Origin of the sequence: Sedimentitalea xiamensis (genome assembly GCF_030164465.1) — a bacterium.
GTDB lineage: Bacteria > Pseudomonadota > Alphaproteobacteria > Rhodobacterales > Rhodobacteraceae > Sedimentitalea > Sedimentitalea xiamensis.
Window position 1 is genome coordinate 19,910 of sequence record NZ_JASNJE010000017.1, and the last position, 26,094, is coordinate 46,003.

General features: G+C 66.0%; 24 protein-coding genes. 17 read left to right on the forward strand and 7 right to left on the reverse strand.

Annotation, left to right across the window (positions count from 1 at the left end):
* Nucleotides 1-34: 34 nt before the first annotated feature.
* Nucleotides 35-217, reverse strand: a complete 183-nt coding sequence (locus tag QO034_RS13980; RefSeq protein WP_284486163.1) for a DUF1674 domain-containing protein — start codon at nt 215-217, stop codon at nt 35-37.
* 88 nt (nt 218-305) lie between these two features.
* Between QO034_RS13980 and QO034_RS13985 the strand changes: the two genes are divergently transcribed.
* The 7 genes from QO034_RS13985 (at nt 306) to QO034_RS14015 (ending at nt 8,894) form a co-directional block, all read left to right on the forward strand.
* On the forward strand, nt 306-1,571 hold the full coding sequence (locus tag QO034_RS13985) for an RsmB/NOP family class I SAM-dependent RNA methyltransferase (RefSeq protein ID WP_284486164.1): 1,266 nt from the start codon (nt 306-308) through the stop codon (nt 1,569-1,571).
* Nucleotides 1,572-1,649: 78 nt separating this feature from the next.
* Nucleotides 1,650-3,392: a heparinase II/III family protein gene (locus tag QO034_RS13990; protein ID WP_284486165.1), complete on the forward strand. Its 1,743-nt coding sequence runs from the start codon at nt 1,650-1,652 to the stop codon at nt 3,390-3,392.
* Nucleotides 3,393-3,498: 106 nt separating this feature from the next.
* Nucleotides 3,499-5,088: a bifunctional phosphoribosylaminoimidazolecarboxamide formyltransferase/IMP cyclohydrolase gene (purH, locus tag QO034_RS13995; RefSeq protein ID WP_284486166.1), complete on the forward strand. Its 1,590-nt coding sequence runs from the start codon at nt 3,499-3,501 to the stop codon at nt 5,086-5,088.
* 9 nt (nt 5,089-5,097) lie between these two features.
* Nucleotides 5,098-5,586 (forward strand): signal peptidase II, encoded by a 489-nt coding sequence (gene lspA / locus QO034_RS14000; RefSeq protein WP_284486167.1) that lies wholly within the window; start codon nt 5,098-5,100, stop codon nt 5,584-5,586.
* 51 nt (nt 5,587-5,637) lie between these two features.
* Nucleotides 5,638-6,153 carry a DUF3035 domain-containing protein gene (locus tag QO034_RS14005; RefSeq protein ID WP_284486168.1) on the forward strand — a complete coding sequence of 172 codons (516 nt, stop codon included), beginning with the start codon at nt 5,638-5,640 and terminating at the stop codon, nt 6,151-6,153.
* Nucleotides 6,154-6,240: 87 nt separating this feature from the next.
* Nucleotides 6,241-7,584 carry a M16 family metallopeptidase gene (locus QO034_RS14010; protein ID WP_284486169.1) on the forward strand — a complete coding sequence of 448 codons (1,344 nt, stop codon included), beginning with the start codon at nt 6,241-6,243 and terminating at the stop codon, nt 7,582-7,584.
* On the forward strand, nt 7,581-8,894 hold the full coding sequence (locus tag QO034_RS14015; RefSeq protein WP_284486170.1) for a M16 family metallopeptidase: 1,314 nt from the start codon (nt 7,581-7,583) through the stop codon (nt 8,892-8,894). The genes QO034_RS14010 and QO034_RS14015 overlap by 4 nt, the downstream gene beginning before the upstream one ends.
* A gap of 93 nt (nt 8,895-8,987) precedes the next feature.
* Here QO034_RS14015 and QO034_RS14020 read toward each other — a convergent pair whose 3' ends face one another.
* Genes QO034_RS14020 through deoC form a run of 3 tightly spaced genes read right to left on the reverse strand, consistent with a single transcriptional unit; the run spans nt 8,988 to nt 12,616 of the window.
* The gene (locus QO034_RS14020) at nt 8,988-11,324 is read right to left on the reverse strand and encodes an aldehyde dehydrogenase family protein (protein ID WP_284486171.1); all 2,337 of its coding nucleotides are present in this window, start codon (nt 11,322-11,324) and stop codon (nt 8,988-8,990) included.
* Complete coding sequence (locus tag QO034_RS14025; RefSeq protein WP_284486172.1) at nt 11,321-11,620, reverse strand: hypothetical protein; 300 nt, start codon at nt 11,618-11,620, stop codon at nt 11,321-11,323. Before QO034_RS14025 ends, QO034_RS14020 begins: the two co-directional genes overlap by 4 nt.
* 6 nt (nt 11,621-11,626) lie before the next feature.
* Nucleotides 11,627-12,616, reverse strand: coding sequence for a deoxyribose-phosphate aldolase (deoC, locus tag QO034_RS14030; protein ID WP_284486173.1), 990 nt, complete (start codon nt 12,614-12,616; stop codon nt 11,627-11,629).
* A gap of 168 nt (nt 12,617-12,784) precedes the next feature.
* On the opposite strand from deoC, the gene QO034_RS14035 reads away from it, so the two are divergent.
* The 4 genes from QO034_RS14035 to QO034_RS14050 are packed head-to-tail and all read left to right on the forward strand — an operon-like array spanning nt 12,785 to nt 16,691.
* Complete coding sequence (locus tag QO034_RS14035) at nt 12,785-13,747, forward strand: metal ABC transporter solute-binding protein, Zn/Mn family (RefSeq protein WP_407696767.1); 963 nt, start codon at nt 12,785-12,787, stop codon at nt 13,745-13,747.
* A 1-nt stretch (nt 13,748) separates the two neighbouring features.
* Nucleotides 13,749-14,555 carry a metal ABC transporter ATP-binding protein gene (locus tag QO034_RS14040; RefSeq protein WP_284486174.1) on the forward strand — a complete coding sequence of 269 codons (807 nt, stop codon included), beginning with the start codon at nt 13,749-13,751 and terminating at the stop codon, nt 14,553-14,555.
* A gap of 4 nt (nt 14,556-14,559) precedes the next feature.
* Nucleotides 14,560-15,765 (forward strand): metal ABC transporter permease, encoded by a 1,206-nt coding sequence (locus tag QO034_RS14045; protein ID WP_284486175.1) that lies wholly within the window; start codon nt 14,560-14,562, stop codon nt 15,763-15,765.
* The gene (locus QO034_RS14050; RefSeq protein ID WP_284486176.1) at nt 15,762-16,691 is read left to right on the forward strand and encodes a metal ABC transporter permease; all 930 of its coding nucleotides are present in this window, start codon (nt 15,762-15,764) and stop codon (nt 16,689-16,691) included. The genes QO034_RS14045 and QO034_RS14050 overlap by 4 nt, the downstream gene beginning before the upstream one ends.
* A gap of 4 nt (nt 16,692-16,695) precedes the next feature.
* Here the strand turns inward: QO034_RS14050 and QO034_RS14055 are convergent, their stop codons facing one another.
* Together QO034_RS14055 and QO034_RS14060 are read right to left on the reverse strand one after the other, a co-directional pair.
* Nucleotides 16,696-18,708, reverse strand: a complete 2,013-nt coding sequence (locus QO034_RS14055) for a DEAD/DEAH box helicase (RefSeq protein WP_284486177.1) — start codon at nt 18,706-18,708, stop codon at nt 16,696-16,698.
* 199 nt (nt 18,709-18,907) lie between these two features.
* Entirely contained in the window at nt 18,908-20,182 is a 1,275-nt protein-coding gene (locus QO034_RS14060; protein WP_284486178.1) for a hydantoinase B/oxoprolinase family protein, read from the reverse strand.
* Between the two features lie 42 nt (nt 20,183-20,224).
* Between QO034_RS14060 and mutL the strand changes: the two genes are divergently transcribed.
* The 6 genes from mutL to QO034_RS14090 all read left to right on the forward strand — a co-directional run bounded on the left by mutL (nt 20,225) and on the right by QO034_RS14090 (nt 24,891).
* Entirely contained in the window at nt 20,225-22,060 is a 1,836-nt protein-coding gene (gene mutL, locus QO034_RS14065) for a DNA mismatch repair endonuclease MutL (RefSeq protein WP_284486179.1), read from the forward strand.
* A complete protein-coding gene (locus QO034_RS14070) occupies nt 22,057-23,286 on the forward strand; it encodes a DNA recombination protein RmuC (RefSeq protein WP_284486180.1) in 1,230 nt (409 codons plus the stop codon). The genes mutL and QO034_RS14070 overlap by 4 nt, the downstream gene beginning before the upstream one ends.
* Before the next feature lie 250 nt (nt 23,287-23,536).
* A complete protein-coding gene (locus QO034_RS14075) occupies nt 23,537-23,710 on the forward strand; it encodes a hypothetical protein (protein ID WP_284486181.1) in 174 nt (57 codons plus the stop codon).
* Complete coding sequence (gene hemP, locus QO034_RS14080; RefSeq protein WP_284486182.1) at nt 23,707-23,877, forward strand: hemin uptake protein HemP; 171 nt, start codon at nt 23,707-23,709, stop codon at nt 23,875-23,877. Before QO034_RS14075 ends, hemP begins: the two co-directional genes overlap by 4 nt.
* On the forward strand, nt 23,874-24,341 hold the full coding sequence (locus QO034_RS14085; protein WP_284486183.1) for a hypothetical protein: 468 nt from the start codon (nt 23,874-23,876) through the stop codon (nt 24,339-24,341). Before hemP ends, QO034_RS14085 begins: the two co-directional genes overlap by 4 nt.
* Before the next feature lie 220 nt (nt 24,342-24,561).
* Nucleotides 24,562-24,891: a DUF3775 domain-containing protein gene (locus QO034_RS14090; RefSeq protein WP_284486184.1), complete on the forward strand. Its 330-nt coding sequence runs from the start codon at nt 24,562-24,564 to the stop codon at nt 24,889-24,891.
* 60 nt (nt 24,892-24,951) lie between these two features.
* Here the strand turns inward: QO034_RS14090 and QO034_RS14095 are convergent, their stop codons facing one another.
* The gene (locus QO034_RS14095; protein ID WP_284486185.1) at nt 24,952-26,094 is read right to left on the reverse strand and encodes a saccharopine dehydrogenase C-terminal domain-containing protein; all 1,143 of its coding nucleotides are present in this window, start codon (nt 26,092-26,094) and stop codon (nt 24,952-24,954) included.

A 26,094-nucleotide genomic window follows, 5' to 3' on the forward strand; every position in this document is an offset into this window, starting at 1 on the left:
CCAGTTCTGACGCGCGCCGGTTTCGGCGCGGCGTTCAGAAGTCGATCGCAAGCCCCTTTTTTTCCCAGTCGCCGTAGCGCACCGGCTCGGGGCCGTCCCGGCCGCCCAGTTCCTTGGGCAACGGCTCGGCTGCTTCTGCTGCCTTGCGCCGCTCGGCGGCTTCCGCCAGCGCGCGGATTGCTGCGGGTGGCAGGTCGCGTTCGGGTCTGTCGGTCATCTCGGGTTTCCTTTCGCCTGATGCGTGATATACGCCCCCGTCGCGGTCTGGCAAGGGACACGGCGGCGCAGTCGTTGGGGTTTTGAGAATGGCGAATTCGGGTCAGGGCGCGCGGCGCAGTGCGGTTTATTTGCTGGACCAGATTCTGGGAGAAGGCCGGTTGATGGCGGAATGCCTTTCGGCCGGGGCGCTGGACCATCTCGCACCGGAAGACCGGGCGCGGGCCCAGCGGCTGGCATCGGATACGCTGCGCGGTCTGGAACGGGCCGACAGGCTGCTGGGTAAATACCTGCGCAAGCCACCGCCCTTGTCCGTCCGCAATGCCCTGCGTCTGGGCACGGTCGAACTCTGCCATGGGGGCGCCGCGCATGGAGTCGTGAACGATCTGGTCCAGATCGTGGGATCGCACAGGCGTCACAATCAGTTGAAAGGCATGGTCAACGCGGTTCTGCGCAAGGTGGCGGCGGACGGACCCGCCGCCTGGTCGGCGATGCGCGTCCCGCGCTTGCCGAAATGGTTGCGGGCGCCGCTGGTGCAGGCCTGGGGGGCAGAGGCCGTCGCAGCGATGGAGATCGCGCATTTTGCCGGTGCGCCGCTTGATATCACCCTGAAACCGGGGGCGGGTTCCGATGTCCTGGGCGGTGTGACGCTGCCCACGGGATCGATCCGGCTGACCGCGCCCGGACAGGTGTCGGCCCTGCCCGGATTCGCAGAAGGGCAGTGGTGGGTGCAGGATGCCGCGGCGGCGCTGCCGGCGCGTATCCTGGGCGCGGCGCCGGGGATGCGGGTGCTCGATCTCTGTGCCGCGCCGGGCGGAAAGACCTTGCAGCTTGCGGCTGCCGGGGCGGAGGTGGTCGCCGTGGACAATTCCGAACAGCGCATGAGGCGGCTGCGGGAAAACCTGTCGCGCACCGGGCTGACGGCCGATCTGCGCATCGGGGATGCACTGGAGCAGGCAGGCGTCTACGACGCGATTCTGCTGGATGCGCCCTGTTCCGCGACGGGAACGATCCGCCGCCACCCGGATCTGCCACATGCCAAGGATGGCGGGGACTTCGACGCGCTGATCGCATTGCAGTCGCAAATGCTGGCCCATGCCTGGAGCCTCCTGCGTCCCGGAGGCCACATGGTGTATTGCACCTGCTCGCTGTTGCCGGACGAAGGCGAGGTTCAGGTCGAAGAGGCGCTGGCCGCCCATCCCGACATGTCGGTCGATCGCGCCGCTCTGGACCTGCCGGGAGTCGATGCGTCCTGGGCGACATCCGAAGGCGGTTTGCGCCTGCGGCCCGATTTCTGGCCGGATCTGGGCGGCATGGACGGATTTTACATGGCCTGTCTGCGCAAGTCGGGCTGATCCGCCATTCTCCGGTGACTTGACCGCTTCCGCAGGCTATACATCGCCCAAACGCCTGAGAGCGTAGAGGCAGGGGGCATGTCGATTCCTGACATATTCGCGTCACGGCGCACACGGTTTCTCGACCGGCTCTACGCCCGCCTCGCCAGCCGCCGGTCGGGCGTCGCCGGTTTCCTGTCCCAACCCGAGCCGCGGACGATCGGCAGCCTCGCGAGGGGCCGGCAACTGATCGCGGGCAACTATCTGTTCGCCGGGTATCTGGTCCGGTCGGACGATGGCGACCTGTGGGCCCCCGTCGCACCGGACCCGGCGTTCGACGCGGAACGTCACGGCTTTGCCTGGCTCGATGATCTGGCGGCGGTCGGCACGCCCGAAGCGCGGACGCTGGCCCAGAAATGGCTGTGGCGCTGGATCGATCTGCATGGCGCAGGACGCGGCCCGGGATGGACGCCGGACCTGACAGGCCGCCGGATGATCCGGTGGGTCAATCACGCGATCTTTCTGCTCAGGGGCCAGAACGGCACCGCCAGCGATGCCTTCTTCCGGTCCCTGGGGCGGCAAAGATGGTTCCTGTCCAGGCGCTGGCACGGCGCGCCGCCCGGCCTGCGCCGGTTCGAGGCCCTGACCGGCTTCATCTACACGAGCCTCGCGCTGGAAGGGGACGATGCGATGACGGATCCGGCGGTGCGCGCGCTGGCACGGGACTGCCGGACGCAGATCGACGATCAGGGCGGGGTTCCGACGCGCAACCCCGAGGAACTGCTGGAAGTGTTCAACCTGCTGACCTGGGCCGCCGCGGCATTGCACGAAGCGGGGCGCGGGATTACCCCCGCCCATTCCGCGGCGATCGAGCGGATTGCGCCGACCTTGCGCACCCTGCGTCATTCCGACGGCGGATTGGCGCGCTTTCACGGTGGTTCGCGCGGGATGGAGGGGCGGCTGGAACACGCCCTGGCGGCCAGCCATGTGAAACCGGCGCCTTCCGGCGGGCTTGCGATGGGATTCGCCCGCCTGTCCGGCGGACGGACCACCGTCATCGTCGATGCGGCCCCGCCGCCGACCCGGACGGCGTCCTACAATGCCCACGCATCGACCCTGGCCTTCGAACTGACCTCGGGCCGGCGTCCCGTGGTGGTGAACTGCGGCTCCGGGGCGACATTCGGCAAGGAATGGCGCCGGGCCGGTCGCTCGACGCCTTCCCATTCCACCCTGTGCCTGGGCGGATATTCCAGCGCCCGCCTTGCCGACCCGGAGCGCGGGTCGGGACATGAGGCGCTGGTGGACGGCCCGGCCAGGGTTCCGGTCGAACTGTCCGAATCGGAGGAGGGCATGCGTTTCGAGGGTGGCCAGGACGGCTATCGCGACGTTTTCGGCCTGACCCACGTCCGCAAGCTCGGCCTGACCCACGATGGCCGCGGGCTGACGGGTGAAGACATGCTGCTGGCGATCGAGCCGAGCGACAAGCGGCGCTTTGATCAGGCGATGGATCGCGCAAGGCTCGCCGGGATCGGCTTCGATATCCGACTCCACCTGCATCCGGACGTGGATGCGGCGCTCGATCTGGCCGGGGCGGCGGTTTCGATGACGTTGAAAAGCGGCGAGGTCTGGGTGTTCCGGCATGACGGGCCGTTTCGGTTGTCCTTGGACCCGAGCGTGTATCTGGAAAGCGGACGGATGAAACCGCGCACGACCCTGCAGATCGTGCTGTCGGGACGGGCGTCAGACTACGCGACCCGCATCCGGTGGTCGCTGGCCAAGGCGCATGAAACGGAAATCGCGATCCGGGATCTGGCGCGCGACGATCCGGTTTTCGACCGCTGAGCGCCATACGAGCCGCGCCGGGGCCAGCGCGACAAAACAGGCTGTTCAATCCCGGCCGATATTGGACTATGTGGCCCGCAACAGTCGCAACAGCTAGGAAAACGACATGTCCGACCTCCACCCCATCCGCCGCGCCCTGCTTTCCGTCTCGGACAAGACCGGCCTCGTCGATCTGGGCAAGGCTCTCGCGGAACGTGGTGTCGAACTGCTCAGCACCGGCGGCACCGCATCCACCCTGCGCGATGCCGGGCTGGAGGTGACGGATGTCGCCGAAGTCACCGGATTTCCCGAGATGATGGATGGCCGGGTCAAGACGCTGCACCCGATGGTGCATGGCGGTTTGCTGGCGTTGCGCGACGATCCCGCCCATCTGGCGGCGATGGAACAGCATCGAATCGGCGCGATCGACCTGCTGGTGGTCAATCTCTACCCGTTCGAGGCGACGGTGGCCGCAGGGGCGGATTACGGCACCTGCATCGAGAACATCGATATCGGCGGTCCGGCGATGATCCGCGCCGCGGCCAAGAACCATGCCTTCGTGACCGTCGTCGTCGATACCGAAGATTACGGGAAACTGCTCGGCGACATGGATCAGCACGCGGGCGCGACCTGCCCGAAGTTCCGGCGCAGGCTGGCGCAGATCGCCTATGCCCGCACGGCATCCTACGATGCGGCCGTCAGCACCTGGATGGCCGGGGCGATCGAGGTTCCGACGCCGCGCCGCCGCGCCTTTGCCGGCACGCTCGCGCAGTCGCTGCGCTATGGCGAGAACCCGCATCAGAAGGCGGCCTTCTACACCGATGGTTCCGATCGTCCCGGCGTCGCGACCGCGCGGCAGCATCAGGGCAAGGAACTGAGCTACAACAACATCAACGATACCGATGCGGCCTTTGAACTGGTCAGCGAATTCGCGCCCGAGGACGGGCCGGCCTGCGCCATCATCAAGCACGCGAATCCCTGCGGGGTGGCCAGGGCCGCGACCCTGAAAGACGCCTATCGCCGCGCTTTCGACTGCGACCGGACCAGTGCCTTCGGCGGCATCATCGCCCTGAACCAGCCGCTGGATGGCGAGACGGCGGAAGAGATAACTTCGATCTTCACCGAGGTCGTCATTGCCCCCGGTGCGGACGATGCGGCGCGGTCGGTTTTCGCCGGAAAGAAGAACCTGCGCCTGTTGACGACCGGGGCGCTCGCCGATCCGCGTGCGGCGGCGCTGACCGTGCGCCAGGTGTCCGGCGGCTTGCTGGTGCAGGACAAGGACACCGGCTTCGTGTCGCCCGCCGATCTCAGGGTCGTGACCAAACGCGCCCCGACCGAGGCGGAACTGGCGGACCTGATGTTCGCCTGGACCGTCGCCAAGCACGTGAAGTCCAACGCCATCATCTATGTCAAGGACGGGGCCACGGTCGGAGTCGGCGCGGGGCAGATGAGCCGGGTCGACAGCACCCGGATCGCCGCCCGCAAGGCTGCCGACATGGCAGAGGCGCTGGGACTTCCCGCGCCGCTGACCCAAGGGTCCGTGGTGGCGTCGGATGCGTTCTTTCCCTTTGCCGACGGTCTGATCACCGCAGCCGAAGCCGGCGCGACGGCCCTGATCCAGCCGGGTGGATCCATGCGTGACGACGAAGTGATCGCCGCCGCCGACGATGCGGGGCTGGCGATGGTGTTCACCGGCATGCGTCATTTCCGGCACTAGGGGCAGGGCGTGACGCAGCGCGTTCTGATCTGGGCGATCCTGCTGGCTTTCCTGATCGACCAGGCGAGCAAATATGCAGTGGTTCACGGCCTGCAGCTGTCCCGCAGGCTGGCGATCGATGTGTTGCCCCCGGTTCTGAATTTTCGCTATGGCGAGAACCGGGGCATCAATTTCGGCCTGTTCGACGGGAATTCCGACCTGACCCGCTGGATCCTGATCGGGTTTTCGCTGATAGTGGCCGGCGCGGTCTGGGCCTGGGTGCATCGCAAGCATCCGGGATCCGTGCCCATGCAGGTCAGTGCCGGACTGCTGATCGGCGGCGCGGTCGGAAATGTCGTCGACCGGCTGGTCTATGGCTATGTTCTGGATTTCCTGAACATGTCCTGCTGCACGATCAACAATCCTTTCGTCTTCAACCTGGCGGATGTGTTCATTTTCGCCGGAGCCATCGGGATGGTGATCTTCGAACCGCGCAGCAAGGCGAAAAACGCATCGTGACCTCGGCCGCCGAATGCGATAGAAGCCGATAAACAGGCAGGAGAATGATCCGTGCGGATACCGCTGGGTTTGGCAATATTGGGGGTGAGCATTGCGCTCGCGGGCTGTGCGCGCAAGCCTCTCCACGACATGCGGAGCAATTCCAGGGGTCCGGATGAATTCCTGGTGGAACCGGTGAAGCCGCTGACCGCGCCCAAGGACTATGACGTTCTTCCGGCGCCGACTCCGGGCGGTACGAATCTTGTGGATCTGAATCCGCAGGCCGACGCGGTTGTGGCACTGGGCGGGCGTGAAACGGCGCTGAATCCAGGCGGGGGCGTTCCGTCGTCCGACGGCGCGCTGGTGGGTTCGGCCAGCCGCTACGGCGTTCCGTCCAACACCCGGACGGTGCTGGCCGAAGAGGATGCGGAATTCCGCAGGAAACAGGGCCGCATGACGGCGATTAAACTGTTCCCGGTGGATCGGTACAGCCAGGTCTACCGTCGGCAGACCATGGATGCCTCCGATGTCAACGCGGCTTTCCGCAGTTCCGGGTTCGGCACGCCGACAGCGCCCCCGGCGCAGTGACGGAAGTCGCTCACATTTCCGGCATCGCCAGTTGAAAACGGGCTCTTTCCCCGTAGCTTGCTCCTGCAATCTTCCAGAGGATGCCTGATGAACCGACTTCTTTCCTGTATCGCCGGCCTCGTTCTGGCCGCCTCGACATTGTCCGCGGAGGGCATCAACGACGCCGTGACCAGTTTCGAACTGGACAACGGCATGCAGGTCGTCGTCGTCGAAGATCATCGTGCCCCCGTGCTTCAGCACATGGTCTGGTACAAGGCGGGCTCGGCGGATGAACCCAAGGGCTCGTCCGGTGTCGCGCATTTTCTCGAACATCTTCTTTTCAAGGCCACCGACAAGATGGAGGCGGGCGAATTTTCCGCCACGGTCGCGGCCAATGGCGGGCAGGACAATGCCTTTACTAGCTATGACTACACCGCTTATTTCCAGAGGGTGGCGGCGGATCGGCTGGAACTGATGATGCAGATGGAATCCGACCGGATGGTGAATATCCGGCTGACCGAAGACAATATCGCCACCGAACGGGATGTGATCCTGGAAGAACGCAACATGCGGGTTGAAAACAACCCGAGGTCGCTGTTCAGCGAACAGATGGGCGCGGTGCAGTATTTCAATCACCGCTACGGGGTGCCGATCATCGGCTGGAAACACGAGATGGAAGAGCTGGGGCTAGAAGATGCGCTGGCTTTTTACCGCACCTATTACGCGCCCAACAACGCCATACTGATCGTATCCGGTGACGTCGATCCTGCCGAAGTCCGGCGTCTGGCCGAGCAATACTATGGCGTCATTCCGGCGAATCCGGATCTGCCGGAACGTATCCGCACCCAGGAACCGCCCCAGACGGCGGCCCGCCGGATCACCTTCAAGGATACGCGTGTGGCGCAACCCTATGTCAGCCGGTCCTACCTTGCCCCGGAACGGGACAGCGGTGCGCAGGAGAAGGCCGCGGCGCTGGTGCTTCTGGCCGAGATACTTGGCGGCGGCACCACATCCTATCTGACCGAGCGCTTGCAGTTCGACAGCGATATCGCGGTCTATTCGGCGGCTTTCTACAGCGGCACTTCGCTTGACGATACGACGTTCGACCTGATCGTGGTGCCCAAGGACGGCGTCACGCTCGAGGACGCGGAACAGGCAATGGACCAGGCATTGGCCGATTTCATTCGCGACGGGGTCGATCCGGAGCAGCTTGACCGGATCAAGATGCAGATGCGCGCGGCGCAGATCTATGCGCGCGACAATGTGGATTCGATCGCGAACCGCTATGGCCGGGCGCTGACCACGGGGCTCACCGTGGAAGACGAACAGGCCTGGCCGGACGTCCTGCAAGCCGTGACTGGCGACGAGATCGTCGCCGTCGCCCGCGAGGTGTTGCGGCCCGAAGCGTCGGTGACAGGGTGGCTGATGCGGGATGAAAGGGTGACGCAATGAGCAGAATTTTCGGTTTCATCCTTGCCCTGATCCTCGCGTTGCCGGCCGCCGCGGCGGTGCAGGTCGAAGAAGTGACCAGCCCGTCGGGAATCGATTTCTGGCTGGTGGAAGATCATTCCATCCCATTCGTGGCGATGGACCTTCGGTTCAGGGGCGGAACATCGCTGGACGCGCCCGGCAAGCGCGGCTCTGTCTACCTGATGACGGCGCTTCTGGAGGAAGGCGCCGGCGATCTGGACGCCCGCGCCCATGCCCGCGCGCTCGAATCCTTGGCGGCGTCTTTCAGCTATGACGCCAGCGACGACGCGGTGTCGATTTCGGCCCGCTTCCTGACGGAAAACAAGGATGCGGCGCTGGCCTTGCTGCGCGATACGATTCATGCGCCAAGATTCGATCAGGATGCGATCGAACGGGTCCGTGCGCAAATCCTGTCCAGCCTGCGATCGGACGCCAAGGACCCCGACAGCATCGCGCGCACGACCTTTTCGAGACTGGCTTTCGGAGATCATCCCTATGGTTCGGATGGCGAGGGCACGGTGGACACCGTGTCCGCACTGACCCGCGAGGATATTGTGCAGGCCCATGCCGACGTTTTCGCGAAGGACCGGCTCTACGTGTCTCTGGTGGGCGACATCACCCCCGAAGACGCGGGCATTCTGGTCGACCGCCTGCTCGAAGGCCTGCCCGCCGAGGGGCGTGCCCTGCCGGGACCCGCGGAGGTGACTTTGACCGGGGGCACCACCGTGGTCGATTTCGATACGCCGCAGTCGGTTGCGATTTTCGGTCAGACCGGAATCGACCGGGACGACCCGGATTTCTTTGCCGCTTACGTGCTGAATCAGGTTCTGGGCGGGGGATCGTTCGAAAGCCGGCTGATGGACGAGGTGCGCGAAAAGCGCGGGCTGACCTACGGCATCTATTCCTATCTGGCGTCGCGCGATCTGGCGGCTGTCTATCTTGGCAGCGTGGCGTCGGCGAACGACCGGATTGCGCAGGCGATCGAGGTCATTCGCACGGAATGGGCGAGGGCGGCGTCCGAAGGCGTCACCGCCGAAGAGGTGGAGGCCGCCAAGACCTACCTGACCGGAGCCTATCCGCTGCGCTTTGACGGCAACGGGCCAATCGCGCGGATTCTGACCGACATGCAGATGGAAGGCCTGCCCAGGGACTACATCGCCACCCGCAACGACAAGATGCGGGCGGTGACGGTCGAGGACGTGAATCGCGTCGCGGCGGAACTGCTCGACCCCGAAGGCTTGCGCTTCGTGGTCGTCGGCGCGCCGGAAGGGCTGGGAGATTCCACCAACTGACGGCGGCCGGGCACGGGTTCGCCCCCGCTGGTGCCGCCGATCACCGCCGCCTTCTTGCCGCTGAAATCGAAAGCTCGGATCGATCTACGGTTCTCATTCGCCATAGGGCACCCAGATCGTCTTGGATTCGGTCGCGTGGGCGAGAATGAATTTTACCGGCAGGGTGAACCAATCGGTGGTCCGCCCGTAGTTGACCCAGGTGCGCTTGAGATTTCCGGCGCTGGCCCTTTCGATGTCGGCGGACAGGTCGCTGGACGAGAAGCTCCAGACGGCATCCACGTCAAGATGCGCGGCGAGCGGCTGCGCCAGATCGGCATGGGCACCGGTCAGGATATTGACGACACCGCCGGGCAGGTCCGAGGTTTCCAGAACCTGATAGAAATCGGTCGCCGCAAGCGGGAAGGGTTCGCTCGCGGCCAGAACCAAGCGGTTTCCCATCGCGATGGCAGGCGCCATGAGCGACACGAGGCCGAGCAGAGGTGCTTCATCCGGGCAAAGCGCGCCAATGACGCCGACCGGTTCCTGCATGGTCAGCGCGACGCCGCGAATTGGAACACCGCTGACCCGGCCGTCGTATTTGTCGGCCCAGGCGGCGGCGGAAAACAGACGCTGGATGCTGGCGTCAACCTCGCGCTTGCCGTTTCGCGCGCCGGTCATGCTGTCGACCCGCGCGGCGAATTCCGATGCGCGCGCTGACAGGTTCTCGGCGATGTAGTAAAGGATCTGCGCCCGCAGATGGCCAGAGCTCCTGCCCCAGCCCGCAGCGGATCGCGCCGCTTCGACGGCGTTGCGCACATCCTTGCGGCCGCCCTGGCCGACATGCCCCAGCAACATGCCTTTGCTGTTGCAGACCGGTCTTGAATAGCCGCTGTCGGGCCGCACCTGTTTGCCGCCCACATACATCTTGGCGGTCCGGTCCAGACCGCTGGCTGCCGCGGTCGCGCCCGAGACCGGTTCGATCCGCTTCAATGGCCGTGTCTTCATCGCGGTGCGGGTATAGGCGCGCAACCCGACCCAGCCGCCCTCGCGGCCGAAACCGCTTTCCCGAACGCCGCCGAACCCGGCGGCGGCGTCAAACAGGTTGGTGGCGTTGATCCACACGACGCCCGCCGCAAGTTTCGGCGCGACATCCAGCGCCAGGTTGATGTTCTCGGTCCACAGGGTCGCGGCCAGGCCGTAGCGCGTGTTGTTCGCCAGCGCGACGGCTTCGTCCGGCGTGCGGAACGTGCATCCCACCAGAACCGGGCCAAAGATTTCTTCCTGCATCAGCGGGTTCGCGGTGCCCAGCCCCCAGATCAGTGTCGGCGGATAGAAACAGCCCCCTTGGGGAAGCGTGGTGGCGGCGACATGCATGTCGCCGTCGCTGTTCGCATCGACAAGGCGGGTTATCGCGTCCAACTGTGCGGGATCGACGATCGTCCCCACGTCGATGCATTTGTCCAGCGGGTCGCCGATGCGCAGCTTGTCCATGCGCGCCCGCAACCGGGCCAGGAAGTCTTCGGCGATGCTTTCCTGCACGAGCAGCCGCGACCCGGCGCAGCAGACCTGACCCTGGTTGAACCAGACCGCATCGACCAACCCTTCGACGGCGCTGTCGATGTCGGCGTCGTCAAAGACGATGTAGGGGCTCTTGCCGCCGAGTTCGAGCGTCAGCGCCTTGCCGCTGCCGGCGGTTTGTGCGCGGATCCGGCGCCCGACCGCGGTCGAGCCGGTAAAGGCGATCTTGTCGACATCCGCGGCCACGATCCTCTCGCCCACCGCGCCATCGCCGGTCACGATGTTGACTACACCTTTGGGCAAACCGGCCTGACCGCAGATATCCGCGAACAGCAGGGCGGTCAGCGAGGTGTATTCCGCCGGTTTCAGCACCACCGTGTTGCCCATCGCCAGCGCGGGCGCGATCTTCCATGCCAGCATCAGCAGGGGAAAGTTCCACGGGACGATCTGGCCGCAGACCCCCAGCGGTTCCGCATCCGGCAGTTCGTCTTCCATCAACTGCGCCATGCCCGCGTGATAGTAGAAATGCCGCTGGGCCAGTGGAATGTCGATGTCGCGGCTTTCCCGGATCGGCTTGCCGTTGTCCAGCGTTTCCAGCACCGCAAACAAGCGGCTGTGCTTCTGCAAGAGCCGGGCGATGGCATAGAGATACCGCGCCCGCCCAGGCCCGCCCAGAGCGGTCCATTTCCCCTGCGCCTTCCGCGCGGCGGTGACGGCGCGGTCCACGTCCGCCTGTGTGCCCTGAGTCACCGTGGCCAGAACCTCGCCCGTGGCCGGGTTGCGGCTGTCGAACCCGTTGCCCGGCGCTGTAAAGGCCCCGTCGATGAAATGGCCGAATTTACCCGCATGCCTGGCGATCCAGCCCAGGGCTTCGGCGGCGCTTTCCGTGGCAGGGCCGTAATCCATCGTGTCGAAGATGTCTTTCACGGTCATGACGGAGTGCCTTTCAGTGCAAGGAACAGGATCAGCGCGGCAAAGAACGCCGCCGCAGCCCGGCAGAGATAGATCACCCAGCGGGTGCGTCTGTGCAGCGCCGCATAGGCGCGCAGACCGTCCGGCAGGGCATCATCGGGCGGCGGCTGGAACTGCGGTTCCGGCCCGAGAAGCCGCTGCATGCGCGTCGGCAGATTTCGCACCGCCCGGCGCAGCCGGTTGCGCCGCCAGATCGTCGAGAACACGATCAGCATCACGAAGACCGCAAAGAGCGCGCGATTGGGAGAGATGGGCATGACCGTTCAACCCATCGCATGACGCCACGACGCCGAATAGGCGCCGGTCACGTGGTGTTCCAGCTGCCGCTCGATATCTCCGAGCAGCGAACTGGCACCGAAACGGAACAGGTCGGGCCGCAGCCAGCGGTCGCCGAGTTCCTCCTTGATCAGCGAGAGGTAGACCAGCGCGTCCTTGGCCTTCGAGATCCCGCCGGCGGGCTTGTAGCCGACCCGGTAGCCGGTGCGGTTGCAGTAATCCCGGATCGCCCGAATCATCACCAGCGACACCGGCAGTGTGGCGTTGACGCTTTCCTTGCCAGTCGACGTCTTGATGAAATCGGCACCGGCCATCATGCAAACAAGCGAAGCGCGGGCGACATTGCGCAGCGTGCCCAGTTCGCCGGTGGCCAGGATCGCCTTGACATGCGCGTCTCCGCAGGCTTCCCGGAACAGGCGCATTTCATCGTAGAGCGCCTGCCAGTCTCCGGACAGAACGTGCCGCCGCGAGATCACGATATCGATCTCCTGCGCCCCCGCCTTGACGCTTTCGCCGATTTCCGCAACCCGCAGCGCAAAGGGAGACAGACCGGCCGGAAAGCCGGTGCTGACGGCGGCAACCGGAATGCCGGAACCCTTCAGCGCATCGACGGCGGGGCCGATCATCTCGTGATACACGCAGATCGCGCCAACGGTCAGAGCGTCGAATCCAAGACGGTCGAGAAGATCGGCGCGCACGGGCTGGCGGCCCTTGGCGCACAAACGGCGCACCCGATCGGCGGTGTCATCTCCGGCCAGGGTCGTCAGGTCGATGCAACTGATCGCCCGCAAGAGCCATGCCGCCTGGTGATCCTTCTTGACCGTCCGGCGTCCGGGCAGCGTCGCCGCGCGCCGTTCGATCGCCGACGTATTGGCCTGAACGCCGCGAATCCATTGCATGTCGAGATCCATCCCCGGATTGCGGGGTTCCGTCACCAGCGGCAGGTTCGCGCTTTGCAGGGCTGTTTCGGCTTGCATCCGCCGTCCTCTGAAGAAGCTGGCCGTGACGGTCGCACGGGTTCGCACCCTTGGCAAGCGATCTGCGGGTATCCGCCGCGCCCTTGTTGCGAATAATTCTCAATAGCATTGACTCGGCTGCGGACCGCTCTCATATTCATCTGGTCCGAAGCAACTTGGAGTGTCTCCGTGATCCATCGTCGATTGACGGTCTTTCTATTGGCCTTGCTGTTCACCCTGCCACTGGGCGGGCGCGTTTCGGCAGAGGCCCCGTTGCAGGTTGTCGCGACCACCGGCATGATCGCCGACGCCGCGCGGCAGGTCGGCGGCGACCTGGTCGAGGTTCGGGCCCTGATGGGACCGGGGGTCGATCCGCACGGCTACCGGCAGACCCGGACGGACATCGTCGCCATGACCCGCGCCGATCTGGTCCTGTGGCACGGTCTTTATCTCGAAGCGCAGATGGAGGATTTCTTCGGGGACCTGTCGCGCAAGCGAAATGTGGTCGCCGTGGCCGAAGCCCTGCCCCGCGACGACCTGCGCCGGCATGCGGATTACGAAGACAAGTTCGACCCGCATGTCTGGATGTCCCCGGTCCTCTGGAAGCAGGTGGTGCGTCAGGTTCAGGCCGCTCTCGCGGAAACACGCCCCGAAGATGCGGAGGTCTTCGCCGCCAATGCCGAAACGCATCTCGCCGAACTCGATGCCCTGGCGGCCTATGCGGAAACCAGCATGGCGCGGGTTCCGGACGCCAATCGCGTCCTTCTGACCGCGCATGACGCGTTTGGATATTTCGGCGACGCCTACGGTGTCGAAGTTCTGGGCATTCAGGGAATATCGACCGAAAGCGAGGCCGGCCTGAACCGGATAGGAGCCCTCGTCGACATGCTGGTTGCGCGCGGGATCTCTGCCGTCTTCGTGGAAACATCCGTGTCCGACCGCAATATCCGCGCCATTATCGAAGGGGCGGCGGCCAAGGGTCACGCGGTGACGATCGGCGGCGAACTGTTCAGCGATGCGATGGGTCCGGAAGGGACCTACGAAGGCACTTATGTGGGCATGATCGACCACAACGTCACGGTCATCGCAGCCGCGCTGGGGGCGGATGTCCCGGCGCGCGGGATGTCCGGCAAACTGTCGGCGGGGTCCTGAGATGACGGTCGAACTCGCAGCTTCGCATGGGCGGCGTCCCGAAGTTGTCGTCCCGGAAAACAGTCCGTTGACGATCCGGGGGCTGACCGTGTCCTACGGTCACAAGCCCGCGGTTTTTTCTGTCGATATGACGGTGATGCCCGGTGCGATGACGGCGATCATCGGGCCGAATGGCGCCGGTAAATCCACGCTGCTCAAGGCCGCGCTGGGTATCGCGAAGCCCCTGTCCGGTCAGGTCCGGGTGTTCGGCAAACCGCTGGACCGGCAACGCGCACGGGTTGCCTATGTTCCGCAACGCGCCAGCGTCGATTGGGATTTTCCGACGCGGGTGATCGATGTCGTCGTGATGGGGCTGTATCGACAGCTCGGGCTTTTGGGGCGGTTGCGCGCGTCGCACCGGGCCAGGGCGATGGAATGCCTCGACCGGGTGGGAATGACGGATTTCGCGGACAGGCAGATCGGTCAGTTGTCCGGCGGGCAGCAGCAGCGCGTGTTCCTGGCGCGCGCGCTGGCCCAGGACGCCGATCTCTACCTGCTGGACGAACCTTTTGCCGGTGTCGATGCGGCGACCGAGAAGGCGATCATCGGTGTGCTGAAATCGCTGCGGGCCGAGGGCAGGACCGTTGTCGCGGTGCATCACGATCTTGCCACCGTGCGCGACTATTTCGACAATGTGTTCCTGATCAACGCCGCAAAGGTGGCCGAGGGACCGGTCGACACGACCTTCACCGCCGAGAACCTGCAAGCCGCCTATGGCGGGCGTCTGGCGACGGCGCAGGTCGATCAACTGGCGCAGGTCTTGGCCTGATTCCATGATCCGTGACGCGCTGCTGTTGCAACTGGGCTACAACGCGACGCTGGTCGCCATCGGCGCCACGCTTCTCGGGGTGGCGGCGGGTGTGACTGGAACCTTCCTGTTCCTGCGCAAACGGGCGCTGGTCAGCGATGCGATCAGCCACGCCACGCTGCCCGGTGTCTGCCTCGCATTCATCGTGATGGTCGCGCTCGGCGGCGATGGGCGCAACCTGGTCGGACTCCTGCTCGGATCGGCCTTGTCCGCCTGGGTCGGTCTGTTGTGCCTGACCTGGATCGTCCGGAACACGCGCCTTGCCGAAGACGCCGCGATCGGCGCCGTCCTGTCGGTGTTCTTCGGTCTGGGTATCGTCTTGCTGACGGTCATCCAGACCATGAGCTCGGGCCGGCAGGCGGGGCTGGAAAGCTTTCTTCTCGGGGCCACCGCCGGCATGCTCTGGGCCGACGCGATGGTCATCGCGACCGGCGGCGCGTTGACGCTGCTGCTGATTCTGCTGCTGCGCCGCCCCATGACCATGGTGGCCTTCGATCCCGAATACGCCGCCGCCCGTGGCCTGCCGGTCACGTGGATCGACCTTGCCATGATGGGGCTGGTCATGGCGGTCACGGTGGTCGGGCTGAAGATCGTCGGCCTGATCCTGATCGTCGCGCTGCTGATCATCCCCGCCGTCACCGCCCGCTTCTGGACCGAACGGAGCGACAGGGTCGTCCTGTTGTCCGGCCTGCTCGGCGGGCTGTCATGCTATGTCGGGGCCGCGCTGTCGGCCTCTGCGCCGAACCTGCCGACCGGCCCGATCATCGTGCTGGTCAGTTTCGGGTTCTTCGCTGTGTCGCTGTTTCTTGCACCCAGCCGCGGCGTTCTCGCCGCCGTCCTGCGTCATTTCCGGTTCCAGAGGCGTGTGCATCTGCGCCAGGGGCTTCTGGCGCTCGCACAGGGCCAGCCGATCTACGAACGGCTGACAAACCGCCTGCTGCGGCGGGCCGGGCTGGTGCGCCCGGACGGGGTCGCGACGGATAAAGGCCGCGCCCGCGCCGCCAAGGCATTGCGAGACGAACGCCGCTGGCAGGTCATCCGCGCCGATCAGGCCTACGAAGCCGCCGCGGCGCTTTACGACGGGTTGCGCGATATCGAAACCGTTCTCACATCCGATCAGATCGCCGAGGTCGACCGAACCATCGGCGGGCCGCGCGGGGTGCCGGCATGATCGGGTCCGAATTCGTCCCCCTGTCGCTGACTCCCCTGCTGATCGGGATCTTCGCCGCCGTCGCCTGCGCGTTGCCGGGCAACTTTCTCGTGCTGCGGCGCCAGGCGCTGATCGGCGACGCGATCAGCCATGTGGTCCTGCCTGGCATCGTTGTCGCGTTTCTCGCAACCGGCGTGATCTCGTCCTGGCCCATGATGCTGGGCGCGGCCGGTGCAGCCATCGTCGCCGTCGTCCTGATCGAAGCCATCCGCAGGCTTGGCCGCATCGAACCCGGCGCGGCGATGGGGGTGGTCTTCACCAGCATGTTCGCGGGCGGGGTTCTTCTTCTGGAGCTATCCGACACGTCCAACGTGCACCTGGACGTGGAACATGCGCTTTTCGGCAATCTTGAAAGCCTGATCTGGCTGGATGCGACCGGCTGGGCTTCGCTGCTGGACCGGGAGGCGCTGCTTGGCCTGCCGGTGGAACTGCCGCGCATGGCGGCGACCCTGCTCGCGGTCGCGGTATTCATCCTGCTGTTCTGGCGGCCGCTCAAGCTGTCCACTTTCGACGAAGGCTTTGCCCGGACGCTGGGCATCCGGACCGGGCTTCTCGGGCTGGCTCTGGTCATCGCGGCGGCGGTCGCCGCGGTCGCCGCCTTTGACGCGGTCGGTTCCATCATCGTGATCGCGATGTTCATCTGCCCGCCCGCGGCCGCGCGGATGATGACCAACAGGCTGGAACACCAGATCGCCTGGAGCGTCGTCTTCGCCACCGCCTCGGCCATCGCCGGCTATGTCCTGGCGGGCTACGGACCGCTCTGGTTCGGCGGACAGGACGCGGTCAGCGCCGCCGGCATGATCGCCACGGTGTCGGGGGTCATTCTGGCCTTGGCGGCCGGGTTCGGACCTTGCCGGACCCGGTCGGGCGCGCCGCAGGGCGGTTGACCCGTCAGGTCTTCGGGGCGCGCCGCTTCGGCGGCTTGTCGCCGCCCCTTGCCTTGGCCGCGGCGGCGCGGGCCTTGTTCTTCTTGCTGTTCGGCTTGCCGACCGGAGGCGCCTTGGACGGAGCCTGCCCAGGCGCCTTGGGTTTGCGTTTTCCCGCCTGATTGTGCGCCGCTGGCTTGCCCCGGCGCTTTGCCGGAGACACCAGCCCGTCCGCAGTTGCAATGTCCGGCATGGGCGCTCGTTTTCCGGCGGCGCTGCCGGGTTCGGGTTTCCGGGGTCTGGGTGATGGAGGCGCGCTTGGTTTCCTGCGTTCGGGACCCGGGGGTTCGGGCTGCGGAGCGGGTCTTGGCGCGATCCGGTCGGGACCGGTTTCCTTCCGTCCCGGTCCGCGACGGTGTTCGGGCGACCGGGCAAACGGTTTCGCGCCGGGTTTGGACGACCCGCCGAGGTCGGGCGTCCTGTCCAGGCGCGTCACCCGTGCATCGCCTTCGACGGTCATGTCCGGGCCAAGTGCGGCGAGGAACCGGTCGGCGCTGCTTTCCAGGATTTCGACATAGCTTTCGTCATAGTGGATGCGTATGGCGCCAATGTCGTCCTTGGAGATGTTTCCGGCCTTGCAGAGGATCGGAAGCAGGCGACGGGTTTCGATTCCGGCTTTCTTGCCGCCGGCGACGGAAAACCAGACGCTGGGGCCGAAGGGCGCGCGCGGTTCCGGTTTTCCCGCCGGACCCGGCGCCAGCAATTCCTCGGGCGCGGAATGGCGGCTTTCATAGAGCGCGACATAGGCGGCGGCGATCTGCTCGGCGCTGAACCGGGCGACGAGGGCCTGAGCGGCATCGGTCAGTTCGATCGGCGCGTGCCAGACCGGATCGGCCAGCATCCTGTCCATGTCGCGGGCGCGGACCGCGTCGGCGGACGGCGCTTCGGCCCATTCGGCGGTCAGCTTGGCGAATTTCAGCAGGCGTTCGCATTTCTTGCGCGCCGCCGGCGGGACGATCAGGGCGCTGACGCCCTTGCGGCCGGCCCGTCCGGTCCGACCGGAGCGATGCAGAAGCGTTTCATGGCTTGTCGGCAGTTCGGCATGCACCACGAGGTCGAGGCTGGGCAGGTCGATTCCGCGCGCCGCCACGTCGGTGGCCACACAGACGCGGGCCCGCCCGTCGCGCATGGCCTGCAGCGCATGGGTGCGTTCGGATTGCGAGAGTTCGCCGGAGAGGGCAACAACCGAAAACCCCCGGTTGGACAACCGTGTCGTCAGCCGGTTCACCATCGCGCGGGTGTTGGCGAAGACCAGCGCATTCGGCGCTTCGTAGAACCGCAGCACGTTGACGATGGCGTTGTCCACGTCCCGCGGGGCGACTGACAGGGCGCGATATTCGATGTCGCTGTGCTGGCTGGTTTCGGCGGCGGTGGTGATGCGGATCGCATCGGTCTGGTATTTTCCAGCAAGGTTGGCGATACCGCGCGGCACGGTGGCGGAGAACATCAGCGTCCTGCGGTCTTCGGGCGCGGCGGCGAGAATGAATTCGAGATCTTCCTGGAAGCCGAGGTCGAGCATTTCGTCGGCCTCGTCCAGAACGATGGCCTTGATGTCCGAAAGATCGATCGATCCGCGCATGACATGATCGCGCAGGCGACCCGGCGTGGCGACGACGATATGCGCCCCGCGCTCCAGCGCGCGGCGTTCGTCGCGTATGTCCATGCCGCCGACGCAGGACGCGAGATGCGCCCCCGCCCTCCCGTAGAGCCACGCGAGTTCGCGCTTGACCTGCAAGGCCAGTTCACGCGTCGGGGCGATGATCAGGGCCAGCGGAGCGGCGGCCGAGGCGAAATGGTCGCCGTCACCCAGGATCGTCGGCGCGATGGCGAGTCCGAAACCGACGGTCTTGCCCGAGCCCGTCTGGGCCGAAACCAGGAGGTCGGAGCCCGCCAGTTCCGGGTCCGTGACGGCCTGCTGGACCTGGGTCAGGGTGGCGTAGCCTTGCTGCGCGAGCGCATCCGCGAGAGTCTGTTTCACGTCAGGGATCTTTTCAGTGTCGGCACCGGGCGGCGCGATGGGGTCAAGCGACGCTCCCTAGTCGGTCTGGAGGGAAATGTATAGCGCCATTTCCGCGCCGGGTCCGGCCCCGCACGGGAAGGGGGCCAGCCCCCTCTGCCGAAATCCGGGGATTTCGGCATTCACCCCCGGAGTATTTCTGCAAAGATGAAGCCGCGTATCAGGGCGCGCCCCAGCCGCCGCCGCCCGGTGTATGCATGCCGAACACCGCGCCCGATGGCAGGTCGGTCTCATCGTTGCCCTTGAGGTCGACGTGTCGGCCGTCGGGCAGTTCGGCCCAGTTGACGCCGACCGCGCCGGGAGCGCCGCCATCGACGCCGAAGGGAGGAATTTCGCGGTGCGAGCAGAGGGTCGTGACCGTCACAGGCGTGAGAAACCGGATCATCCGGGTCGCGCCGCTGCCGCCGGTCCATTTGCCCCTGCCGCCCGATCCTTCGCGTATGCCAAAGGCTTCGAGGCGGACCGGGAAACGTTTTTCGAGGATCTCCGGGTCGGTCATGCGGGTGTTGGTCATGTGGGTCTGGATCGCGTCGCAGCCATCGAACCCCGGTCCCGCGCCGGTGCCGCCGGCGATGGTCTCGTAGTTCTGGAAGTCGTCGTTGCCCCAGACGAAATTGTTCATCGTCGCCTGGCTGCCGGCCATGACGTGAAGCGCGCCGAGAAGCGCATTGCACATGGCCTGGCTGACCTCGGTATTGCCGACGATCCCGCCGGCCGGCCCCGACAGGATCGCGTCCTTTCCTTGAAACAGGCGCGCATCCGTCAATCCGCCGCTCGACTGCATGAACAGCAGCCGTTCGCAGGCCCGCCCCATGTCGAGTGCATCCGCCACCTGGCCGACATAGCGGCGCAGGATCGGCGAGAGATTGGCATCGACCACGGTGGTGTCGCCGCGCCCGACCAGTTTCGTCAGTTTGCTGACCTCGTGGCTGGTGGAAATCTGGGTAAGGCCGATCTGGCGCGCCATGTCCGCGACGCGGCGTTCGTGCACCGGGTTGAGATAGGCGTGCAGCCCGGCAACGGCCAGGGCGCGCAACCCTTCGTCATAGGCCGATTGCCGCGCGGCGGGGGTGGCGGTTTCGTCCAGCGCGCGGATCACCTCGCCATCGGCGCCCAGCCGCTCGTCCATCTCCGCGACCTTCCGGTAGAGCCGTTCGGGACGGATGATATGCAGATCGAACAGGCGCGGGCAGGTCTGGTAGCCGATTTCAAGCAGGTCGCGGAACCCCTTGGCGATGAGCAGAAGCACCGGTTCGCCCTTGCGCTCCGGAAGCGCGTTGGTCGCCACGGTCGTGCCCATCCTGACCGCGCGGATCGTATTGTCGGGAAACGGGCCTTCGATCTCCATCATCTCGCGGATGCCCTGAACTGCGGCGTCGGCATAACGTTCGGGGTTTTCGGACAGCAGTTTGTGAGTCGACCCGATGCCGATCATTCCGGTGGCAGAATCGTTGACGGATGTGCTAGGTCTTGCGGTATGGCGCGTACAAACCCCAATATGCACGAAAGCCGCCCGGTTATCCGGCAGTTGGACGACGCGGCGATCAATCGGATCGCGGCGGGCGAAGTCGTCGAACGTCCGGCCTCCGCCATCAAGGAACTGGTCGAAAATGCCATCGACGCGGGGGCGCTGCGGATCGGGATCGACATCGCGGACGGCGGCAAGACGCTGATCCGGGTGAGCGACGATGGTTGCGGTATTGCGCCCGACGATCTGCCGCTGGCGATGTCCCGCCACGCCACGTCAAAGATCGACGGAAGCGATCTCCTGAACATCCATACCTTCGGGTTCCGGGGCGAGGCGCTGCCGTCGCTGGGAGCGGTCGGGCGGCTGACGATCACCAGCCGGGCCGAAGGCGCGGATGCGGCCAGCCTCGGCGTTGCCGGCGGCGAGATGGGGCCGGTCAAGCCGGCGGCCCTGAATGCGGGCACCACCGTCGTGTTGCGCGATCTCTTCTACGCGACGCCCGCGCGTCTGAAGTTCATGCGCACCGACCGGGCCGAAGCGCAGGCGATTTCCGACGTGGTCAAACGCCTCGCCATGGCGGAACCGGGCATCGGTTTCATCCTGCGCGACGTATCCGGCGATGGCGAAGGCCGCGCGATGTTCCGGGCCGATCCGGAAACCGGCGACCTGTTCGGGGCCATGCATCAGAGACTTGGGTCCGTACTCGGGCGGGACTTTGCCGACAATGCGCTGAAGATCGACGCGACCCGCGACGGCATCCGCCTGTTCGGCTACGCCGCTCTGCCCACCTATTCGCGCGGGGCCGCGGTGGCGCAATACCTTTTCGTCAATGGCCGGCCGGTGCGCGACAAGATGCTGACCGGCGCGCTACGGGCGGCCTATTTCGATTTCCTGTCTCGTGACCGGCACCCCGTGGCCGCGCTTTTCCTCGATTGCGACCCGACTCTGGTGGATGTGAATGTGCACCCGGCCAAGTCCGAGGTGCGGTTTCGCGATCCGGGCGTCGCGCGGGGCCTGATCGTGTCTGCGCTGCGTCACGCGCTGGCCGAGGCCGGGCATCGGGCGTCCTCTACCGTTGCACATGCGGCGCTGGGTGCGATGCGGCCCGAACCGACCGGCGCGCGGGTCTACCAGATGGATCGTCCGTCAATGGGAGCCCGGACCGCCGCCTATGTCGCGCAGGCGCCGGGCTTTGCCGAGCTGGCCGAAAGCTTCAGCGCTCGCCTGGTCGAGGTTCCGGAGGAACCGGAGGCGGCGCCGGAGACGCTGCCGCTGGGGGCCGCACGCGGGCAGGTGCACGAGAATTACATCATCGCGCAGACGGCCACCGGCATGGTGATCGTCGATCAGCACGCGGCGCATGAGCGTCTCGTCTATGAGAAACTGAAACGCCAGATGGCGGAAAACGGGGCGGCGGCGCAGGCGCTTCTGATCCCCGAAATCATAGATTTTCCGGAGGCGGATTGCGCGCAGGTGATGGAGATCGCGGAGGATCTGGCGCGGCTGGGCCTGACCGTCGAGCCGTTCGGCGGCGGTGCGGTGGCGGTGCGGGAAACCCCGGCGATCCTGGGCGAGGTCGACGCGGGCGCGATGCTGCGCGACATACTGGATGAACTGGCCGATCAGGGGAGCAGCCAGACCGTGCAGGCGCGGATCGAGGCGATCCTGAGCCGCGTGGCCTGCCACGGCTCTGTCCGTTCGGGCCGCCGGATGCGGGCCGAGGAGATGAACGCGCTGTTGCGCGAGATGGAGGCGACGCCGCATTCCGGGCAATGCAACCATGGGCGGCCCACCTATGTGGAACTGAAGCTGGCCGATATCGAACGGCTGTTCGGGCGCACATGATCCGGATCGGCGACACCGCGCTTGCGCTGGACGATCCGGTCGTTCTCGGGGTCGGGGGGCTGGTGCTGCTGGTGTTGCTGCTGCTGATCCTGGCGGTGCGCGCGGCGGGGCGGACGGCCAGGATGGCGGAGCCGCTCGGGCAGCAGATTTCTCTTTTGGGACAACATGTTCAGCAGCTTGGCGCGGGGCAGGAACAGTTGCGCGGCGGATTGCAGCATGTGTCGGAAACCCAGGCCAGCGCGCAGGTGCAGATGATCCAGACTGTCGAGGCCCGGTTGTCGGATGTGCAGCAGCATATGAACGACCGGCTGGCCGACAACATGATGCGCCAGAACCGCGCCCTGACCGAGATGCAGGAACGGATGAAGGAAACCCTGCACGGCAGTTCCAAGCAGACCGCGACCAGCCTGACGCAGTTGCAGGAACGGCTGGCGACCATCGACAAGGCGCAGGACAATATCACCAAGCTGTCGGGCGACGTGCTGTCCCTGCAAGACATCCTGTCCAACAAGCAGACGCGCGGGGCGTTCGGGGAAATCCAGCTCAACGACATCGTGTCCAAGGCGCTGCCCAGCGACAGCTATGCCTTGCAGGCGACGCTGAGCAACGGCAAGCGGGCCGATTGCCTGATCCGCCTGCCCAACCCGCCGGGGCCGATCGTGATCGACAGCAAGTTCCCGCTGGAAGCCTACGAGGCGCTGCGCGCGGCCGGGTCCGAGCACGAGTTGCGCCGCGCCGCCGGCCAGTTGAAAACCGCAGTGCGCACGCATATCAAAGCGATTTCAGAGCGTTACATCATCGAAGGCGAGACGGCAGACGGGGCGCTCATGTTCCTGCCGTCCGAGGCGGTCTATGCCGAACTGCACGCCAATTTCCCCGATGTGGTGCGCGAGGGATTCGCGGCGCGGGTGTGGATCGTGTCGCCGACCACCTGCATGGCGACGCTGAACACGATGCGGGCCATCCTCAAGGACGCCCGGATGCGCGAGCAGGCGGGTGCGATCCGCAAGGCGCTGAAACAGTTGCACCGGGATGTCGAGATCATCGGTGCGCGGGCGGGAAAACTGGAAACCCATCTGCGGCAGGCGGGCGACGATGTGTCGGGGATTCTCGTCGCGTCGGAACGGGCGGGAAAGCGGGCCGACCGGCTGGACAATTTCGATTTCGAGGAACTGGCACCGGAGGAGGCCGGACCGGTCGCGGCGCTGGGCGGCGCGAAAAACTGAGCCCGGCGCGGCGCCGCAATCCCGCCTGAACATCCGCCCGGAACGGGCTGTGCAGGGCGTACATACGCCGTGCATACCGCATGCATACGCGGAGCATCATCCGCCGCCGGTCCGAATGTGCCGCATGCCGGGGGTGCGAACGCGGCGCTTGACATACCTGACTAAATAACTAGGAATAAACCCGTCCAGCCACCCCATGCGTTGCATCCGGGGAAGCCCGACCACGCGGAACAGTGGAATGGAGCGACCGATGCAGACTGACACACGTCCTGAAACACCCAGACCGGTCACGGCCGACACGCCCGGCCCGTGCCGCCGGGCCGAACTGCTGGAGATCGCCGCCGCCGCCGAGATGCCCGACGCATCGGCGCTCCGGTGGATGCTGGACCGGATCGACCTGCTTGCAGAGGACAGAAGACCATGACCGCGCAGATTCCCGACCGGACGCCCTGCACGACGCCGCAGCCCGTCGTGCCGCGCTATGCCGCGACCGATCTGACCCTTGGCCATAACCTGGCCGAGATCGCCCTGGGGGACCAGGTCTACCGGCTTCGGATCACGAAAGCCGGAAAGCTGATCCTGACCAAATGAGAGGTTCGGGAACAGGACGCGGCGGGGCCGCGGTGGGCGTTCTGGACGATCTCGGGCCGACCGAAATGGCGGCGGTGCTCTATCTGCGGCTCTGGTGCGACGGGGCGCAGGCGCAGCAACGGGTCTGGAACGATTTCGCCGGCGCGCTTGGGGCGGGGCATGGCCGGACCGCGCTGAACAGCCTGGAAAGCCTGTGCCGGCTCTGTGCGGACCACGGCAGGCGGCCGCTGATGCGCCACGGGGTTAAGTGCCGGTGCCTCGGGGCGGACGAAGCCTGTTTCGCCAATTTCGTCGCGGCGGCGGCGGATGGCGACACCGAGGACGCGATGCTGCTGGCGACGCTTCTGGTGCGGGCCGATATCGCGCCATGTCTTCTGGACGCGGCCCGGTCGCTCGGCCTGGCGCTCCGCCGGCTGGCCATCGCCGAAGCCGGCGGCCAGCCGCGCCAGCAGACGCTGCACTGACGGAACGGTCCGACAGGGGCCAGCGATTCGGTGAACCGCCAGCGCGGATCATGTTCGATCATATGGATATCGGTCGCTTCCGGGTCGGCCTTCCGGGAATGTTCTCCCTGCCGTTCCTGCCGGGCTGGATCTATCGCCGCCTGTTTGCGTAAGATCAAAGACGCTGGCCCGGCACGGGGCTCAGATGGCGGCGAAACGCGCGAACAGAGAGGAATTCGGGATGTTGGAAATTTCCCCGCACAAGGTGGCCCAGGTCATTCTGATGGGGCGCGAGTTGGGTCGCGCGGAGGGCGAGCTGCGCGCCTTCGTCGACCGGATGAGCGAGGACGAGCAGGCGGAACTGGTCGCGATCATGTGGATCGGGCGGGAGAGTTTCGATGCGGACGATCTGGCTGAGGCCATCGCGACCGCGAAAGCCGAGGCCACCACGCCCTGCGCGGATTACATGATCGGCACGCCGCACATGTCGGACCATCTGGAGAACGGGCTGGACGCGCTTGGCATCTCGGCGACCGACGCCGAGGACGGGGTGATGTCGCGCGGGTTGTGAGGGCGAGGGGCCAGCCCCTCGCGCTCCCCGGAGTATTTCCGGCAAGAGGAAGCCGCGCCGTCAGGCGAGGTGATCGACCACCTGCAGGTGCTGCGCCAGCCTGTCGATTTCGGCCAGCCAGCGGGTCAGCAGTTTCGGATCGCTGGGGGCGGCGTGGACGCCGGCCGGGATCTCGCGGTCCAGGACCGATTCGACGGCCAGCGACACCGGGACCGAGACCAGCCGCGCCATCGCGGTGCCGCGCGCGTCGCCCCAGGCGTCCATGACATAGGTCTTGTGCCAGACCGGGGTTCCGTCCCGATCCGCCGTCAGCCCGACGCAGAGCACCACCCGGTCCGGTTCGTCCTCGTCATAGGCGTGGTCGGCCCAGAACCGGTCCGACATCTCTTTCAGACGGGCGTCGCCCTCGGGGCCGGACAGGGTTTCGATCTCGCGGAACACGTCGGCCCAGGCGTCGGCCCAGCCGTTCAGCCGCAGGGTGCCGCGCACGAAGTCGCGCACCGGCCATTCCGGTTCGAAGTCGTATTGTTCCATGAAGGGCAGGCTGTCGCGGTTCGGGTAGACCTCGAAGGTTTCCGGTGTGGGCAGCGGCGCGGTGTAGCTGCTGATCGCGTCCCAGGGGCGGTCCGCCCGCAGTTCGGAATAGTTGCGGATCGACCGCGAGGGCGAGCGCAGCGCCTTCAGGACGCCGAGCGGCGACCAGCTGAACTTGTAGCGGAAGGCGTTGACGTGTCTGGGCACGCCGCCGCAATAGGAAATGAAGCTGAGGTGGTTGTCCGGCGCGAAGGTGTCCGAAGCGCGGTAATCCGCCATCAGCGCGTGGGCCATCAGGTGGTCGATGCCGGGGTCGAGCCCGACTTCGTTGACCAGGACCACCCCGGCGGCGCGTGCGGCATCGTCCAGGGCGCGCATTTCGGGGGCGATGTAGGAGGAGGAAACGAAATGGGCCTGTTTTAGGATCGCCAGTTCGGCGAGCGGCACGTGCCAGTCGCCGGGCAGCATCGAGACGATCACGTCTCCCTTGGCAAGCACGTCCGCCAGCGTGTCGATGTCGAAGACCCGGATGTCCTCCGTCAGGTCGCCGACGGCCTGCCGCGCCTTGTCCACGGTCCGGTTCCAGACGGTGACGGAATGGCCGTTTTCGATCAGGCGGCGCAGGCCGGGAATGGCGGAGAGGCCGGTGCCGCACCAGTGGATGGTCAT